The organism is Burkholderia sp. WP42, assembly GCF_000745665.1.
Lineage (GTDB): Bacteria > Pseudomonadota > Gammaproteobacteria > Burkholderiales > Burkholderiaceae > Burkholderia > Burkholderia vietnamiensis.
Map to the genome: position 1 here is coordinate 1 of NZ_JQJT01000026.1, position 16,811 is coordinate 16,811.

The window sequence follows — 16,811 nt, forward strand, 5'->3', positions numbered from 1 at the left end:
TCTTGCCAAAGAAAAGTAACCAAAAGAAAGGCGCTCAGATAACGCGTGACCTCCCGGTGCCATGGTCACCGGAGTGGTTCGAGAATAGTTCTGACATCACTCACCACACCACAGAGCGGTATACCGCCCGCTAGCTCCATCCTCGCTGCGCTCGGCTGCAAGGTACTTCAACCGCAAAATCTGCGCCATGTGCGCGAGCTGGCCATGAAATAAGTGCTCCAGATCAATGCCCCCTTCACGATTACAACCGGACGATTTTCTCTATGCTTGGCAATCCGGAACCATTGCGGATACACGGATCGCTCACCTTGAAACCGGGGAGTTGCCCGTCGTCCGAGCGAAGCGAGGACGGAGCTAGCGGGCGGTATACCGATCTGTGGTGTGGTGAGTGATGTCAGAACTATTTCTCGAACCACTCCGGCTTCGTTACTGGCGCGGACACTTAGGCGGTGGCCACTCCGGGTGCCATGGCACCGGGAGGTCATGCGTTATCTGAGCGCCTTTCTTTTGGTTACTTTTCTTTGGCAAGACAAAGAAAAGTAACCGCCGCCCCGCGCAGGGGCGACGCTAATAGACCGACACGATCACAGGTATTTCACGCCAACGCCAGCGCCACCAGCAAGTCAGCCCGACAAAACCGCTTCCGATAGAACCCGTCGCAATTCCGCAAGACGCTTGCGCAGCCCTTACCTAAACTTGAACCTGTTGAACCCTCTTACGAACCCGAAAGGAACGACCATGACGACCTCGACCGTGACCCGCCAGACATTCGACGAAGTGATGGTGCCAGTATTCTCCCCCGCGCCGTTCGTGCCGGACCGTGCAGAGGGCTCGCGCGTGTGGGACACGGCCGGCCGCGAGTACGTGGATTTCGCATGCGGCATCGCGGTCACGTCGCTGGGCCACGGCCATCCGGAACTGCTGAAGGTGCTCGACGAACAAGGCCGCAAGCTCTGGCACATCGGCAACGGCTACACGAACGAACCGGTCCTGCGCCTCGCGAAACGCCTCGAGTCGCTGACCTTCGCCGACCGCGCATTCTTCGCGAACTCGGGCGCCGAAGCCAACGAAGCCGCACTCAAGCTCGCCCGCCGCGTCGCATTCGATCGCCACGGCGCCGACAAATATGAAATCGTCTCGTTCGTCCAGTCGTTCCACGGCCGCACGCTATTCACGGTCAGCGTCGGCGGCCAGCCGAAATACTCCGAAGGCTTCGGCCCCGTCCCGGCCGGCATCAAACACCTGCCGTTCAACGACATCGAAGCCGCCAAGGCCGCGATCGGCCCGCAAACCTGCGCGGTGATCGTCGAGCCGGTGCAGGGCGAAGGCGGCGTGATCCCGGCCGATCCGGCCTTCCTGAAAGCCCTGCGCGACGCATGCGATGCGAACGACGCACTGCTGATCTTCGACGAAGTGCAAACGGGCGTCGGCCGCACCGGCCACTTCTACGCGTACATGGATACGGGCGTCACGCCCGACATCCTCACCACCGCCAAAGCACTCGGCAACGGCTTCCCGATCGGCGCGATGCTGACGACCAACGAACTCGCCGCGCACTTCAAGGTCGGCGTCCACGGCACCACCTACGGCGGCAACCCGCTCGCGTCGGCCATCGCCGACAAGGTCGTCGAACTGATCGCCGAGCCCGCGCTGCTCGAAGGCGTGCGCGAACGCAGCGTGCGCCTGAAAGGCGCGCTGGAACGCATCAACGCACGCTTCGGCATCTTCAAGGACATCCGCGGCAAGGGCCTGCTGGTCGGCGCGGAACTGACCGCGGCGTTCGACGGCCGCGCGAAGGACTTCGTCAACGCGGCCGCCGACAACGGCCTCATCATGCTGATCGCCGGCCCGAACGTGCTGCGCTTCGTGCCGTCGCTGGTGATCCCGTTCGACCTGCTCGACGAAGGCGTGCAGCGCTTCGAAAAGGCGGTCGAGCAGGTGCTCGCGGCCCACGAAGCCACCGCGCGCTGAGCGGCGCACCCACCGCAGACAGGAACGACGATGCTATTTGTCCGCCCCGGCAAACTCACGGATCTCGATGCGCTCGCGCAGATGGCGCGCACCGCGCAGCCGGTCCTGCACTCGCTGCCGCACGACCGCGCAGCGCTCGAAGCGCGCGTGGCGCTCTCCGAAGACTCGTTTCGCGCCGACGTCGACTTCGCCGGCGAAGAGTTCTACCTGTTCGTGCTCGAGGATTCATCGACCGGCAAGCTGCTCGGCACGGCGAGCATCGTCGCCGCGGCCGGCTACTCGGAACCGTTCTACGCGTTCCGCAACGACGCGTTGATCCATGCGTCGCGCGAGCTGCACGTGAACCGCAAGATCCATGCGCTCACGATGTCGCACGAGCTCACCGGCAAGAGCCGGCTCGCCGGCTTCTACGTCGATCCGTCGCTGCGCGGCGACGCGGCCGCGCACCTGATCTCGCGCGCGCGGATGATGTACATCGCCGCGAACCGCCGCCGCTTCACGCCCGAAGTGTTCACGCTGCTGCTCGGCGTGAGCGACGCGACGGGCGCATCGCCGTTCTGGGAAGCGGTGGGCCGCAAGTTCTTCGGCCGCGACTTCACCGACGTCGACATCGCATCGGGCGGCCGCAGCCGAACCTTCATCGCTGAAGTGATGCCGGCCTATCCACTGTACGTGCCGCTGCTGCCCGAAGCCGCGCAGCGCGTACTCGGCGAGCCGAACGAATCGGCGCTGCTCGCGTACGACATCCACCTCGAGGAAGGCTTCGAACCCGACCGCTTCGTCGACATCTTCGACGCGGGCCCGGTGCTCACCGCGCAGGTCGACCGCACCGCCTGCGTGAAGTTCGCCGCCGAGCGCACCGTGCGCGAAGCCGCGCATCAGCGGGGCGACGTCGCGTACATGGTGTCGAGCGGCAGCGGCGAAGCGTTCCGCTGCGTGCTGGCCGATCTGCCCGCCGAAGCGGCCGATGCGGCCGGCGCACATGGCGCGGACGCGCCGCTCGCCGCCGACGTGCGCGCGGCGCTCGGTGTGAAGGATGGCGATGTCGTGCGCTGCGTGCCGCTGCATCGCCGCGACGATGAAGACATGAAGGGAGACGCAGCATGATCGTCGTTCGGGTCGTACAAACGGGCGACGTCGACGCGCTCGTGTCGCTCGCGCAGGAAACCGGGCCGGGCCTGACCACGTTCAAGCCCGACCGCGACGCGCTCGCCGCGCGCATCGAACGCTCGCGCCGCACGCTCGACGGCCGCGCCGCACCGGGCGAAGCCGGCTACTTCTTCGTGATGGAAGATTCGACGACGGGCGACATCGCGGGCGTCTGCGGGATCGAGTCGCAGGTCGGCCTCGAGCAGCCGTTCTACAACTATCGCGTGAGCACCGTCGTGCATGCGAGCCAGGAGCTCGGCGTGTGGACGCGCATGCACGCGCTGAACATCTCGCACGACCTGACCGGCTACGCGGAAGTGTGCTCGCTGTTCCTGAGCCCGCGCTATCGCACGGGCGGCGTCGGCGGCCTGCTGTCGCGCTCGCGCTTCATGTTCATCGCGCAGTTCCGCGAGCGCTTTCCGGAACGCATCTGCGCGGAGCTGCGCGGGCACTTCGACGAGGACGGCACGTCGCCGTTCTGGCGCGCCGTCGGCTCGCACTTCTACCAGATCGACTTCAACGCGGCCGATTATCTGAGCTCGCACGGCCGCAAGTCGTTCCTCGCCGAACTGATGCCGCGCTATCCGGTGTACGTCGACCTGCTGCCGCAGGACGCGCAGGACGCGGTCGGCCTCACGCACCGCGACACGCTGCCGGCCCGCAAGATGCTCGAAGCAGAAGGGCTGCGCTATCAGAACCACGTGGACATCTTCGATGCCGGCCCGGTGCTCGAATGCCACATCAACGACCTGCGCACCGTGCGCGAGAGCGTGGTCGTGCCGGCTGCGATCGGCGTGCCCGATGCGCTGGGCGACGCGAGCCGCTCGCTGGTGTCGAACACGTCGCTGCACGACTTCCGCGTCGGCGTCGCGCCGGGCGTGGTCGCGAACGGATCGTTCGTGCTGTCGGCCGACGATGCCGCCGCGCTCGACGTGAAGGCCGGCGATCCGGTCCGCGTGCTGCCGCTCAAAGCCAAACAGGGATAAACGAATCATGACGGAACTCTTCATCGACGGCGCCTGGGTCGCAGGCTCGGGCCCCGTGTTCGCCTCGCGCAACCCCGGCACCGACGCGATCGCCTGGCAAGGCGCCAGTGCGTCGGCGGCCGACGTCGAGCGTGCGGTCGCGAGCGCGCGCCGCGCCTTCGCCGGATGGTCGGCGCTCGACTTCGACGCGCGCTGCGAGATCGTCAAGCGCTTCGCGGCGCTGCTCACCGAACGCAAGGAAGCGCTCGCAGCCGCGATCGGCCGCGAGACCGGCAAGCCGCTGTGGGAAGCGCGCACCGAGGTCGCGGCGATGGCCGCGAAGGTCGCCATCTCGATCCAGGCCTACCACGAGCGCACCGGCGAGAAGCGCCAGGACATGGCCGACGGCGTCGCGGTGCTGCGCCATCGCCCGCACGGTGTCGTCGCGGTGTTCGGCCCGTACAACTTCCCCGGCCATTTGCCGAACGGGCACATCGTGCCGGCGCTGATCGCGGGCAACACGGTCGTGTTCAAGCCGTCCGAGCTCGCGCCGGGCGTGGCGCGCGCGACGGTCGAGGTGTGGCATGAAGCCGGGCTGCCGGCCGGCGTGCTGAACCTCGTGCAAGGCGAGAAGGACACCGGCATCGCGCTTGCGAACCATCGACAGATCGACGGCCTGTTCTTCACCGGCAGCTCGGACACCGGCACGCTGCTGCACAAGCAGTTCGGCGGCCGTCCGGAAATCGTGCTGGCGCTCGAGATGGGCGGCAACAACCCGCTCGTGATCGGCGAAGTCGAGGACATCGACGCGGCCGTGCACCATACGATCCAGTCGGCGTTCCTGTCGGCCGGCCAGCGCTGCACCTGCGCGCGGCGGATCTTCGTGCCGCAGGGCGCGCACGGCGAGCGCTTTCTCGCGCGCCTGGTCGACGTCACGTCGAAAATCACCGCCGACGTGTTCGACGCCGATCCGCAGCCGTTCATGGGCGCGGTGATCTCGGCGCGCGCGGCCGCGAAGCTGGTCGACGCGCAGGCGCGGCTGATCGAGCAGGGCGCCCGCCCGATCATCGAGATGACGCAGCGCGATGCGCGCCTGGGCTTCGTGAACGCGTCGATCATCGACGTGACCGACGTCGCCCGCCTGCCCGACGAGGAGCACTTCGGCCCGCTCGCGCAAATCGTGCGCTACGCGCGCTTCGACGAAGCGATCGAGCGCGCGAACGACACGGCGTTCGGCCTGTCGGCCGGGCTGCTCAGTGACGACGCGCACGCATGGGAGCAGTTCCGCCGCACGATCCGCGCTGGGATCGTCAACTGGAACCGGCCGACCAACGGCGCATCGTCGGCCGCGCCGTTCGGCGGCACCGGCCGCTCGGGCAACCACCGGCCGAGCGCGTATTACGCGGCCGACTATTGCGCCTATCCGATGGCATCGGTCGAAAGCACGCAACTGAGCTTGCCCGCGAGCCTGTCGCCGGGCCTGCACTTCTGAACGAGGGAACGACGATGAACGCACAAGAAGCCAATTTCGACGGACTCGTCGGCCCGACCCACAACTACGCCGGGCTGTCGTTCGGCAACGTGGCGTCGCTCAACAACGAAAAATCGGCCGCGAACCCGAAGGCAGCCGCGAAGCAGGGGCTGCGCAAGATGAAGCAGCTCGCCGATCTCGGCTTCGCGCAAGGCGTGCTGCCGCCGCAGGAGCGGCCGTCGTTGCGCCTGTTGCGCGAGCTCGGCTTCTCCGGCAAGGACGCCGACGTGATCGCGAAGGCCGCGAAGCAGGCGCCCGAGCTGCTCGCCGCGGCGAGCTCGGCGTCGGCGATGTGGACCGCGAACGCGGCGACCGTCAGCCCGTCGGCCGACACCGCCGACGGCCGCGTCCACTTCACGCCGGCCAACCTGTGCAGCAAGCTGCATCGCGCGATCGAACACGAGGCGACGCGCCGCACGCTGTCGACGCTGTTCGCCGATCCCGCGCGCTTCGTGGTGCACGACGCGCTGACGGGCACGCCGGCGCTCGGCGACGAAGGCGCGGCGAACCATACGCGCTTTTGCGCGGCATACGGCAAGCCGGGCGTCGAGTTCTTCGTGTACGGCCGCGCCGAATATCGCCGCGGGCCGGAGCCGAAGCGCTTTCCGGCGCGGCAGACGTTCGAGGCGAGCCGCGCGGTCGCGCAGCGCCACGGTCTCGACGAAACGGCGACCGTCTATGCGCAGCAGGACCCGGACGTGATCGATGCGGGCGTGTTCCACAACGACGTGATTTCGGTCGGCAACCGCGACACGCTGTTCACGCACGAGCGTGCATTCGTCAACAAGCAGGCGGTGTACGACACGCTGACGGCCGCGCTCGACGCGCGCGGCGCGCGGCTGAACGTGATCGAGGTGCCCGACGCGGCCGTGAGCGTGAACGACGCGGTGACGTCGTATCTGTTCAACAGCCAGCTGCTGTCGCGCGCGGACGGCTCGCAAGTGCTCGTCGTGCCGCAGGAATGCCGCGAGAACGCGAACGTGGCCGCCTATCTCGATCGTCTCGCGGCGGCCAACGGGCCGATTGGCGACGTGCTGGTGTTCGACCTGCGCGAAAGCATGAAGAACGGCGGCGGCCCGGCGTGCCTGCGCCTGCGCGTCGTGCTGACCGAGGCCGAGCGCGCGGCCGTCACGTCGAACGTGTGGATGAACGACACGCTGTTCGCGTCGCTCGACGCGTGGATCGACACGCACTATCGCGACCGTATCGCCCCGGAAGACCTCGCCGATCCGGCGCTGCTCGACGAATCGCGCACGGCGCTCGACGAACTCACGCAGATCCTGCGGGTGGGCTCGCTGTATGACTTCCAGCGCTGAGTCGCGCGTGGCGGCTGCCGGGCTGCTCGACGATTTCCTCGCGTTCACGCTCGCGGGCCGCACGCCGGCCGAGCGCGACGGCGTGTGTGCGGGCGGCGCGCTGCGCTGGCGCTGGCTCGGCGACGGCCTGCTCGCGCTCGAGCCGGCCGCGGCCGGCGCGGCGGCCCGCGCGAGCGTGCTCGTGTCGGCCGGTGTGCACGGCGACGAGACCGCGCCGATCGAGCTGTTGTCGCTGCTCGTGCGCGATCTCGCGGCGGGCAGGGCCGCGCTCGGCTGCCGGCTGCTGGTCGTGCTCGGCAACGTGCCGGCGATGCGCGCGGGCAAGCGCTATCTCGACGACGACCTGAACCGCCTGTTCGGCGGCCGTCACGCACAACTGCCGGCGAGCCGCGAGGCGCCGCGTGCGCAGCAGCTCGAAGCGGCGGCCGCCGCGTTCTTCGCGGCCGCGCCGGCCGGCGGCACGCGCTGGCACATCGACATGCACACGGCGATCCGTGCATCGGTGTTCGAGCAGTTCGCGCTGCTGCCGCACACCGGCACGCCGCCGACCCGCGCGATGATCGAATGGCTCGGCGACGCGCGCATCGCGGCCGTGCTGCTGCATACCGCGAAGGGCAATACGTATTCGCATTTCACGGCCGAGCAATGCGGCGCGCTCGCATGCACGCTCGAGCTCGGCAAGGTGCGCCCGTTCGGGCAGAACGACCTGTCGCGCTTCGCGGCGGCCGACCGCGCGGTACGCCAGCTCGTGTCGCGCGCGGCCGGCGATGTGGGTGACGAGGGTGACGCCGGCGCTGCCCGCGGCGACGCGCCGCTGCCGCGCGTGTTCACCGTGATCGACCAGATCACGAAGCGCAGCGACGCGCTCGAGCTGTTCGTCGCGCCCGACGTCGCGAACTTCACCGCGTTCGCGCGCGGCACCGTGCTCGCGCAGGACGGCGATTACCGCTACACGGTCAGGCACGACGAGGAGCGCATCGTGTTTCCGAATCCGTCGGTGAAGCCCGGCCTGCGTGCGGGGCTGCTGGTCGTCGACACGACGCGCGACACGCTCGCCGCGCTCGTGTGACCGACGGCGGCGTCCGCGCGTCGCGCTTGCGCGACAGCGACATCGTCTTGCGCGTTCGGCAGTACCGCGCGGCCGCCGCCGCTTTGCCGTCGCGGGCGGCGCGGATTGGTACAATCGCGGCCTTGCGGCTGTTGCGCCGCATCAACGCGCGGCATCGGGATGGTGGTAGTGGTCCGGCGCTGCCATGATGCATGCGCCGTGGTTCCGGAACATTCGAGTATCGAGGAGAACACCTGATGAAGTTGGTTTGGCGTAAGTTGGCCGCGCACGCGGTCGTGGCAGCATCGGTCGTGGCGGCAGGCAGCGCGATGGCCGCGGATCTGAAGGAGATCCGGTTCGGCGTCGAGGCCTCGTATGCGCCGTTCGAATACAAGACGCCCGACGGCAAGCTGACCGGCTTCGACATCGACATCGGCAACGCGGTGTGCGCGAAGCTGAAAACCAAGTGCGTGTGGGTCGAGAACGACTTCGACGGGCTGATTCCGGCGCTGCAGGCGCGCAAGTTCGACGCGATCAACTCGGACATGACGATCACCGAGCAGCGCAAGCACGCGGTCGCGTTCACCGATCCGATCTACACGATCCCCAACCAGCTGATCGCGAAGCAGGGCAGCGGCCTGCTGCCGACGCCGCAAGCGCTGAAGGGCAAGCGCGTCGGCGTGCTGCAGGGCACGATCCAGGAAGCCTACGCGAAGAAGAAGTGGGCGCCGGCCGGCGTCGAAGTCGTGCCGTACCAGACCCAGGACCTCGCATACGCCGACCTGAAGTCGGGCCGTCTCGACGCGACGTTCCAGGATTCGGAAGCGGGCGCGAAGGGCTTCCTGTCGAAGCCGCAAGGCCAGGGCTTCGCATTCGCGGGCGGCACCGTCAGCGATGCCGAGATTCTCGGCTCGGGCGTCGGCTTCGGCCTGCGCAAGAACGACGCGGCGCTGAAGACCGCGCTCGATCAGGCGCTCAAGGAGCTGAAGGCCGACGGCACGATCGACACGCTCGCGAAGAAATACTTCAGCGTGCCGGTGACGCTCAAGTAAGCGTTTCGATCCGTCGCACGATGCAGCCGGCCGCGTTCGCGGCCGGTTTGCTTTTGGGCGCGGCGCGTTGCGGGCGCCGTGCCCGCGTCACGTCGCCGGTGTGGGCTGCGTGGGAAAGAACCGCGCGAGCTCGCGCGCGAGTTCGTTGAGCACGCTCATCTCCTGCTGCGTGATCTTGCGCGCGGTCTGCGCGCCGGCCCAGTCGCCGTACAGCAGCGCGACGCTCGTCGTGCCGACGCGCACCGGCAGCAGCACGAAGGCGCGCGCATCGGGCAGCGCGTCGACGTACCACGCGGGCAGGCGCTTCGCCATCTTCGGGTCCTGCGCCTGTTCGATGAAGATGCCGACCGAGTTCGTGATCGCCAGATGGAAGACGTCGGGCTCGAAGCGCTCGGTGAACTGCAGCCGGTCGAGCGCCGCGTCGACGCCCGGGCCGAAGCCGAGGCGCGCGGCGAAGATGCCGTCGTCGCGGCGTACGAACATCACCGTGCGCGTGAACGCGAGGCCCGCGAGCAGGCTTTCCGAAGCGAGCGCGAGCACCGGCGTGAGCACGTGTTCGGACGGCAGCGCGCGCAGGTCCGCGAGGCCGGCTTCGATGCACGCCTTGGGCTGGCCTTGCGCGCGTGCGATCGCGTCGGCATTCGCGCGCAGCTCGACGATCTCGCGCATCACGGTGTCGCTCGCTTCCTCGCGTGCGAGCCGGTCGGCGATTTCGACCAGCGCGTCGGCTTCGATGTCGAGCGCCGCGCCGTAGCGCTGCGCGAGCGCGGCGATGTGCGCGTCGCGCTGCGGGCCGGCGGGCGTGGTGAGCGCGCTGGCGACGTCGGTCGAGCAGCGGCTCACCGCGCGCAGCCAGCGCACGCGCTCCTCGCCTTCGTCGGCGCGCGTGTCCGGCGCGAACCGGCGGTCGTCGTCGAGGTCGTCGGCGTCGTCGTCCATCTCGTCGGGCTCGACGTTGTCGTCGCCATTGGCCATCCCGGCGCGGATCACGTCGGGCAGCCGCCAGCTGGCCGCCGCCTCGAGGCCGATCGCTTCGAAGCTGACGCCCAGCACGTCGACGCATGCGCGTTCGTCGTCGCCGTCCAGCTCGGCCGCGCGGCGCCGAATCCGGTCCCATTCGCTGTCGAGATAGCAGACCACCAGCAGCTTGCCGACCTGGCGCATCAGCGTGCAGACGACGGCTTCCTCGCCGCCGCGCAGTTCCGCATGCTCGGTCAGCTTGCGCGCGACGCAGCCGGACAGCAGCGCGCGGTTCAGCTCGAGCTTCGCGTCGATGCGACGCGGCGTGCTCTGGTGGAAATGGTCGACCAGCTTCAGCCCGACGACCAGATGGCCGACGGTGTCCATGCCGAGCACCATCAGCGCTCGGGTGACGGTCGTGATGTTGCCGCCGAAGGCCATGTACATGGCGGAATTCGCGAGCCGCAGCACTTTCTGCGTGAGCGCGAAATCGGACAGCACGACGCGCACGAGCGCGGTGAAGTCGAGCTCGTCGTTCTTCATCGCGGCCATCGTCGTGCGCAGCGATTCCGACAGCAGCGGGAAGTCGCCGCGTTCGTTCATCCGGGCCCACAGCTTGTCGAGCAGCGCTGTGCGGGGCAGGTGTGCGGTGAGTGACATACGGGAATCTGTCCAGTTCGGCGTGCGCGTCAGGCGGCGTGAAGGCGCAGTTGCTGCGCCTCGAAGCGCCGTGCGAGTTCCTCGGACGGCAGCGCCTGGCACACGAGCCAGCCCTGGATATGGTTGCAGCCCATCTCGGTCAGCAGCTCGCGCTGCGCCTCGGTCTCGACGCCTTCGGCGACGAGCTCCAGATCGAGCGTCTGCGCGAGGCCGACCACGGCCGATACGATCGCGCGGTCGTTGCGCGAGGTCAGCAGGTTCTCGACGAAGCTGCGGTCGATCTTCAGCTTCGCGAGCGGGAAGCGTTGCAGGTACGCGAGGCTCGAGTAGCCGGTGCCGAAATCGTCGATCGCGAAGCGGATGCCCAGTTCGGTCAGCTCCTCGAGCAGGCCCTTGGCCTGCGCGGGGTCGTGCATCAGCAGGCTCTCGGTGATCTCGAGCACGATGCGCCGCGGGTCGATGCCCGTCAGCGCGATCGCCTCGCGCACGCTCTGCGTGAAGCGCGGGTCGCGGAACTGCTGCGGCGACACGTTGACCGCCACGTACTGCAGCGGGAGCCCCTGGCGGTCCCATGCGACGAGCTGCATGCACGCGGCCTTGAGCACCCAGTTGCCGAGATAGTTGATCAGGCCGATGGATTCGGCGAGCGGAATGAAGGTCACCGGCGGCACGAGGCCGTGCAGCGGATGGCGCCAGCGGATCAGCGCCTCGACGCCGACCACCGCGCCCGACTGGCTGCGCGTGATCGGCTGGAAGTGCAGCGAGAATTCGCCGTTGCGCACGCCGTCGTACAGGTCGGCTTCGAGCTTGAGCCGCTCGGCGTCGGCCGGATCGTCGACCGGCGCGTGGAACGACAGCGCATTGCCGCCCGACGCCTTCGCCTGCGACAGCGCGTGATCGGCACGGCGCAGCAGCGGGCTGTGATGCTGCGCGCGGTGCGATGCCGTGCGTTCGTCCGGGTACAGCGCGATGCCGATGCTCGCGGACAGGTGGACCGTCTGCCCCTGATGCACGTAGGGCTCGCGCACCGCGGCCTGCAGCCGGCGCGCGAGCGCGTCGGCGGCGCTGCTCGCGCGGGCGCGGTCGGGGGCGGTCAGCACCACCGCGAACTTGTCGCTCGCCACGCGTGCGAGCTGTTCGTCCGGCGACATCAGCGCCTGCAGCCGCTTCGCCGTCTCGCGCAGCAGCACGTCGCCGGCATCGTAGCCGAGTGCGCGGTTGATGCGCTGGTAGTCGTCGAGGTCGAGCAGCAGCAGCGCCGCGCAGGTGCCCGACTCGTCGGCGGCCTGCTGCGCGCGCATCAGCGCCGGCACGAGCGAGGACAGGTTGTCGAGCCCCGTCATCGGGTCGTGATGCATCTCGTAGGTGAGACGCGCCTCCAGCGCGCGCCACGCCGATACGTCGAACGCGGCGATCGCGAAGCCGTCGACGCCGTGGTGGCGGCTCTTGAACGCCCGGATCTCGACGTCGAGCGGGTAGGTGAGCGACTTGACGATGCACAGCGTCGTCTTCTCGACCTGGCCCGAGCGCGCGGCGCGGGCGAGCAGCGCTTCGAGCGCCGGGGTATCCTGTTCGGCGATCAGGTCGCGCAGCGTCAGCGTGTGCAGGTAGTCGCGGTGATAGCCGATGAAGCGCAGGCTGGCGTCGGACACGTACAGGAAGCGCAATTCGCGATCGACGTGCGCCAGGAAATCGACCGTGCCCACCGTCTGTTCCAGCCAGTCGCGCACGGTATCGTCGCGCCGCGGCGTGCCGGCGCGCGCAGGCATCAGCGCGCCGCCCGACCAGGCAAAGCGGCGCAGCGTATGCAAGGCGTTGCGCCAGGAGCCCTTGAGTGGCGTCTGTTTCCTGTTGGCTTCCATGTGTCTCGCTGACGTGAAGGGCTGGAACCGGTTGTCCGGAAGGAATAACGGCAGCCTGCGCGAAATCTTTAACCGTCCGGCCGGGGCTGAGACTACGTGCCGCGCCGGGTCGTACCTCCGGTGTTCGGCAGGCGAACGCCGGCATGGCCTGCATCGAGGCCGACTTTATAAGAAATGAGGACGCAGATGAAGCGAAAACTATTGGTGGGCGCCGCGGCAGCGGCGCTGGTGGCCGGCCATGCGCTGGTTGCGCACGCACAATTGAAACCGGGCCAACGGGCGCCGGATTTCACGACGCAGGCGTCGCTGGGCGGCAAGACGTACACGTACACGCTGGCCGATGCGCTCAAGCGCGGGCCGGTGGTGCTGTATTTCTACCCGGCCGCGTTCACGAAGGGCTGCACGATCGAGGCGCACGCGTTCGCGGACGCGGTCGATCGTTACAAGGCTTACGGCGCGACGGTGATCGGCGTGTCGGCGGACAACATCGACACGCTGACGAAGTTCTCGGTGACCGAGTGCCGCAGCAAATTCCCGGTCGCGGCCGATCCGGACGCGAAGATCATCCGCGAATACGACGCGAAGCTGCCCGCGCTCGATCGCGCCAACCGCGTGTCGTACGTGATTTCGCCGGAAGGGAAGGTGCTCTACGAGTACACGAGCCTGTCGCCGGACAAGCACGTCGAGAATACGCTCGCGGCGGTGAAGGCGTGGGCCGACGCTCATCCGAAGCAGTAGGCATCGCGCCGAAGGTGTGCGGCGGCGCGGCGGGCCGGCGGTAATCGACGTCGCGGCCGCACGCGAGCGCGAGCGCCTGTTGAAGGAAATCGCGTGTCCGGGCGGCGCAAAACGCGCGATGCAATGCGAAACCCGGCCACGACGCATGGCGCCGGTGCGACGGGCTGCGCGCCCGCCCGCACCCGGTCACGGCCACGGCGCGCTTTACGCGCGCAGCGCCTGCTCGATCGGCACGCTGCCGCCGACGAAACCGATCACCTTGCGGGAAATGCCGAGCTTGATCGCTTCGATCGCGGCCCAGGCGACGTCCTGGCGCGACACGGGCGGCGGCGAGTCGAGCGGCTCCTCGGCCAGCGCGATCTTGCCGACGCCCGGGCCGTCGGCGAGCGGGCCGGGGCGCAGGATCACGTAGTCGATGCCCGACGCGATCACGCGCTCGTCGCCCTCGTGCTTCATCTGCGAGTAATGGCGCAGGGCGTCGCTGCTGCGCTCGGGCCAGTACGCGGTCAGCGAGCTGATCACCACCAGCTTCTGCACGTTGCAGGCGAGCGCATAGTCGGCGGCGCGCGCGACCGCGTCGCGATCGACCTGCTCCTCTTCGGCCGGGCCTTCCGCTTCGGCCGAGCCGGCCGCGTAGATCACGTGCGTGATGCCCTGGAACGCGTGCGAGAAATCGCCCGTCAGGTCGGCCTCGACGACCTTCGCGCCCGGCAGCGCATAGCCGTGCCGGCGCACCAGCGCCGTCACCTCGAATTCCGGCTGCTTGAGCAGCAGATCCGCGCAGGCCTGGCCCGTGCGGCCGGTGGCGCCAATCAGCAGTACCTTCGTCGTCATGAAACCGCTCCTTGCTCGATGCGTCATCCTTCCAGATAGGGACGGACGACCGTTACTCAAGTGTATGTCGAATTGCGCAGGCGGCGCGCGTGTAATTGGGGCTGTACCGCTGGCCGCGCGCCGGCGAGCCGCCGCGGCAGCGCGCCGCTCGATGCGGCTGCACGCGCGAATGGCGGAATCGGGCCGCCGACCGGCTATCATGTGCGCGATGCATTTTTCGCCGCCATGCAGTACAACGCGGCGGCCAACCGGTTGGAGTACACATGGCATTACCCCTGGACAACATCAGCATGGCCGTGTTCTGCGACTTCGAGAACGTCGCACTGGGCGTGCGCGACGCGAAGTACGAGAAATTCGACATCAAGCCCGTGCTCGAGCGCTTGCTGCTCAAGGGCAGCATCGTCGTGAAGAAGGCTTATTGCGACTGGGAGCGCTACAAGGGCTTCAAGGCGTCGATGCACGAGGCGAGCTTCGAGCTGATCGAGATCCCGCACGTGCGCCAGTCGGGCAAGAATTCGGCCGACATCCGGCTCGTCGTCGATGCGCTCGACCTCTGCTACACCAAGTCGCACGTCGATACGTTCGTCATCATCAGCGGCGACTCGGATTTTTCGCCGCTCGTGTCGAAGCTGCGCGAGAACGCGAAGAAGGTGATCGGCGTCGGCGTGAAGAAGTCGACGTCGGACCTGCTCGTCGCGAACTGCGACGAATTCATTTTCTACGACGATCTGGTGCGCGAGCAGCAGCGTGCGCTCGCCAAGCGCGAGCAGCAGCGTACCGGCAACGGCGGCGCGAAGCGCGCGGACGAGCCGTCGCGCAAGCCGGAGCTGGAAGCGCGGCGCAGCGAGGCGATCGCGCTCGCGGTCGAGACGTTCGATGCGCTCGCGTCGGAGCGCGACGACGTCGGCAAGATCTGGGCGTCGGTGCTCAAGAGCGCGATCAAGCGCCGCAAGCCCGACTTCAACGAGTCGTACTACGGCTTCCGCGCGTTCGGCAACCTGCTCGACGAAGCGCAGGCGCGCGGTCTGCTCGAAGTGGGGCGCGACGACAAGTCGGGCGCGTTCGTGTCGCGGCCGCGGCATCCCGTTGCGGCGGAGCCGGCGGCCACGCGCGAGGCGGGCGGGCACCATGGTCACGGCGGGCGCGACGCTGTACAGCCCGCGCGCGAGCCGCGCCGTCGCGGGCACGGCGCTCATGCGGGGGTGCCGGAGAGCACGCACGCGGATGCGGACGATGCAGCCGCCGTCGAGTTCGTCGACGAAGCGGCGATCGTCGCGGCGCAGGCGGCTGATGCGGCCGAAAGCACGGCGTCCGGCGAAGCGGTGGAGGCGGTGGATACGCATGGCGACGCGAAGGAAGGTCGCAAGCGCACACGCAAGAGCGCCGCGAAGAAGGCCGGCGCGAAGAAGGGCGGTGATGCGAAGGGCGGCGATGCGAAGGGCGCTGCCCGCCATGGCGAAGCGAAGCCCGACGACGCGACGCACGACGGCGACAGGCATGGCCGAGACCAGCACGCGAACCCCGAGCATGCGGATACCAGGCATGCCGACCGCCAGCACGCGCGCGCCGCGCACGACGACGACCGGCGCGTAGCGCAGGCATCGGGTGAGCCCGTTGCGCCGGCGAGCGGCGCGACGCCGCGTGAACCGTCAGCGGCCGCACCGGTTGCCGAAGCGGCTGCCGAGGCGACGGGTGAAGCATCGAGCGAAGCGAAGCCGAAGAAACCGGCCCGCAAGACGGCGCCGCGCGCACGTCGCCCGCGCAAGACGGCAGCTGCGAGCGAATAACGGAGAATAGCGGCGGGTCGGCAGTTCGACGGGGGAACGTCGGTGCCGGTGCCGCCGTTTTCCCGCACCGTTGCCCCGCGCGGAGCACCTGCGCCTATCGTCGGCACAGGTCGCTTGCGCCGCTCACTCGCCGGCCACGGTTAGCGCGCCTGCATCGCCCCGTCTATCACGACGCCTTTCGTGGATGGCCTACGGCGATCACAGGAGCCGACCGCTTGCACGGCTCATTCGCCGACCACGGTCAGCGCGCCTGCATCGCCACGTCGATGACGACGCCATTCGTGGATGGCCTGCGGCGATCACCGGAGCCGATCGCTTGCTCAGCTCAGTCACGGGCCACGGTCAGCGCGCCTGCATCGCCCCGTCGATCACGACACCTTTCGGGACGGCTTACGGCGATCACCTGAGCCAACCACCCACACCCCTCACTCCCCAGCCACCGCCGGCCCACCCGTATCGCCGCGCCGTCCGCGCCGCTTCTCGCTCCACACGCGCAGCCGGTCCATGTACAGATACACGACCGGCGTCGTATAGAGCGTCAGCACCTGCGACATGATCAGCCCGCCGGCGATCGCGATCCCGAGCGGCGCGCGCAGCTCGGCGCCGTCGCCGTGACCGAACGCGAGCGGCAGCGCGCCGAGCAGCGCCGCCATCGTCGTCATCATGATCGGCCGGAAGCGCAGCAGGCACGCCTCGTGGATCGCGTCGAACGACGACTTGTGGGCGTGGCGGGTCTGGTCGATCGCGAAGTCGACCATCATGATCGCGTTCTTCTTCACGATGCCGATCAGCAGGATCACGCCGATCAGCGCGATGATGCTGAACTCGGTCTTGCACAGCAGCAGCGCGAGCAGCGCGCCGACGCCGGCCGACGGCAGCGTCGACAGGATCGTGATCGGATGGATGTAGCTCTCGTACAGCACGCCGAGCACGATGTA

Annotated in this window: 13 protein-coding genes; 9 read left to right on the plus strand and 4 right to left on the minus strand. The window is 68.4% G+C overall.

Annotated elements, in window-relative coordinates; translation table 11 throughout:
* Positions 1–738: 738 nt before the first annotated feature.
* From EX20_RS17375 to EX20_RS17405, 7 genes are all read left to right on the plus strand, one after another.
* Positions 739–1,971, plus strand: a complete 1,233-nt coding sequence (locus tag EX20_RS17375) for an aspartate aminotransferase family protein (protein WP_034194194.1) — start codon at positions 739–741, stop codon at positions 1,969–1,971.
* A gap of 30 nt (positions 1,972–2,001) precedes the next feature.
* Positions 2,002–3,078 (plus strand): arginine/ornithine succinyltransferase subunit alpha, encoded by a 1,077-nt coding sequence (gene aruF / locus EX20_RS17380; RefSeq protein ID WP_011884024.1) that lies wholly within the window; start codon positions 2,002–2,004, stop codon positions 3,076–3,078.
* Positions 3,075–4,106, plus strand: a complete 1,032-nt coding sequence (gene astA / locus EX20_RS17385; RefSeq protein ID WP_011884025.1) for an arginine N-succinyltransferase — start codon at positions 3,075–3,077, stop codon at positions 4,104–4,106. Before aruF ends, astA begins: the two co-directional genes overlap by 4 nt.
* 7 nt (positions 4,107–4,113) lie before the next feature.
* Positions 4,114–5,577: a succinylglutamate-semialdehyde dehydrogenase gene (gene astD / locus EX20_RS17390; RefSeq protein WP_034194195.1), complete on the plus strand. Its 1,464-nt coding sequence runs from the start codon at positions 4,114–4,116 to the stop codon at positions 5,575–5,577.
* 14 nt (positions 5,578–5,591) lie between these two features.
* A complete protein-coding gene (astB, locus tag EX20_RS17395) occupies positions 5,592–6,932 on the plus strand; it encodes an N-succinylarginine dihydrolase (RefSeq protein ID WP_034194196.1) in 1,341 nt (446 codons plus the stop codon).
* Positions 6,916–8,001: a succinylglutamate desuccinylase gene (astE, locus tag EX20_RS17400; protein WP_034194197.1), complete on the plus strand. Its 1,086-nt coding sequence runs from the start codon at positions 6,916–6,918 to the stop codon at positions 7,999–8,001. Before astB ends, astE begins: the two co-directional genes overlap by 17 nt.
* Positions 8,002–8,237: 236 nt before the next feature.
* Entirely contained in the window at positions 8,238–9,032 is a 795-nt protein-coding gene (locus tag EX20_RS17405) for an ABC transporter substrate-binding protein (protein WP_011884036.1), read from the plus strand.
* A gap of 87 nt (positions 9,033–9,119) precedes the next feature.
* Here EX20_RS17405 and EX20_RS17410 read toward each other — a convergent pair whose 3' ends face one another.
* Both EX20_RS17410 and cdpA read right to left on the minus strand, forming a co-directional pair.
* Positions 9,120–10,652 (minus strand): HDOD domain-containing protein, encoded by a 1,533-nt coding sequence (locus EX20_RS17410; RefSeq protein ID WP_034194198.1) that lies wholly within the window; start codon positions 10,650–10,652, stop codon positions 9,120–9,122.
* Positions 10,653–10,681: 29 nt separating this feature from the next.
* On the minus strand, positions 10,682–12,421 hold the full coding sequence (cdpA, locus tag EX20_RS17415; protein ID WP_196480377.1) for a cyclic di-GMP phosphodiesterase CdpA: 1,740 nt from the start codon (positions 12,419–12,421) through the stop codon (positions 10,682–10,684).
* A 279-nt stretch (positions 12,422–12,700) separates the two neighbouring features.
* Here cdpA and EX20_RS17420 point away from each other — a divergent pair, with 279 nt between their 5' ends.
* Positions 12,701–13,252, plus strand: coding sequence for a peroxiredoxin (locus EX20_RS17420; protein ID WP_034194199.1), 552 nt, complete (start codon positions 12,701–12,703; stop codon positions 13,250–13,252).
* Between the two features lie 204 nt (positions 13,253–13,456).
* Here the strand turns inward: EX20_RS17420 and EX20_RS17425 are convergent, their stop codons facing one another.
* Complete coding sequence (locus tag EX20_RS17425; protein ID WP_014722761.1) at positions 13,457–14,086, minus strand: SDR family oxidoreductase; 630 nt, start codon at positions 14,084–14,086, stop codon at positions 13,457–13,459.
* A gap of 263 nt (positions 14,087–14,349) precedes the next feature.
* On the opposite strand from EX20_RS17425, the gene EX20_RS17430 reads away from it, so the two are divergent.
* Entirely contained in the window at positions 14,350–15,873 is a 1,524-nt protein-coding gene (locus tag EX20_RS17430) for an NYN domain-containing protein (protein WP_034194200.1), read from the plus strand.
* Between the two features lie 425 nt (positions 15,874–16,298).
* Here the strand turns inward: EX20_RS17430 and EX20_RS17435 are convergent.
* Positions 16,299–16,811 (minus strand): efflux RND transporter permease subunit (locus EX20_RS17435; protein ID WP_197063147.1); only part of this gene is annotated, 513 nt, incomplete at its 5' end.

Excerpts from the sequence above, each read along its gene's own strand:
- aruF (WP_011884024.1), top strand. The coding sequence starts at position 2,002 with ATGCTATTTGTCCGCCCCGGCAAACTCACGGATCTCGATGCGCTCGCG.
- EX20_RS17425 (WP_014722761.1), bottom strand. The coding sequence starts at position 14,086 with ATGACGACGAAGGTACTGCTGATTGGCGCCACCGGCCGCACGGGCCAG.
- EX20_RS17420 (WP_034194199.1), top strand. The coding sequence starts at position 12,701 with ATGAAGCGAAAACTATTGGTGGGCGCCGCGGCAGCGGCGCTGGTGGCC.
- astE (WP_034194197.1), top strand. The coding sequence starts at position 6,916 with ATGACTTCCAGCGCTGAGTCGCGCGTGGCGGCTGCCGGGCTGCTCGAC.
- EX20_RS17375 (WP_034194194.1), top strand. The coding sequence starts at position 739 with ATGACGACCTCGACCGTGACCCGCCAGACATTCGACGAAGTGATGGTG.
- astD (WP_034194195.1), top strand. The coding sequence starts at position 4,114 with ATGACGGAACTCTTCATCGACGGCGCCTGGGTCGCAGGCTCGGGCCCC.
- EX20_RS17405 (WP_011884036.1), top strand. The coding sequence starts at position 8,238 with ATGAAGTTGGTTTGGCGTAAGTTGGCCGCGCACGCGGTCGTGGCAGCA.
- cdpA (WP_196480377.1), bottom strand. The coding sequence starts at position 12,421 with ATGCCTGCGCGCGCCGGCACGCCGCGGCGCGACGATACCGTGCGCGAC.
- astB (WP_034194196.1), top strand. The coding sequence starts at position 5,592 with ATGAACGCACAAGAAGCCAATTTCGACGGACTCGTCGGCCCGACCCAC.
- EX20_RS17430 (WP_034194200.1), top strand. The coding sequence starts at position 14,350 with ATGGCATTACCCCTGGACAACATCAGCATGGCCGTGTTCTGCGACTTC.
- EX20_RS17410 (WP_034194198.1), bottom strand. The coding sequence starts at position 10,652 with ATGTCACTCACCGCACACCTGCCCCGCACAGCGCTGCTCGACAAGCTG.
- astA (WP_011884025.1), top strand. The coding sequence starts at position 3,075 with ATGATCGTCGTTCGGGTCGTACAAACGGGCGACGTCGACGCGCTCGTG.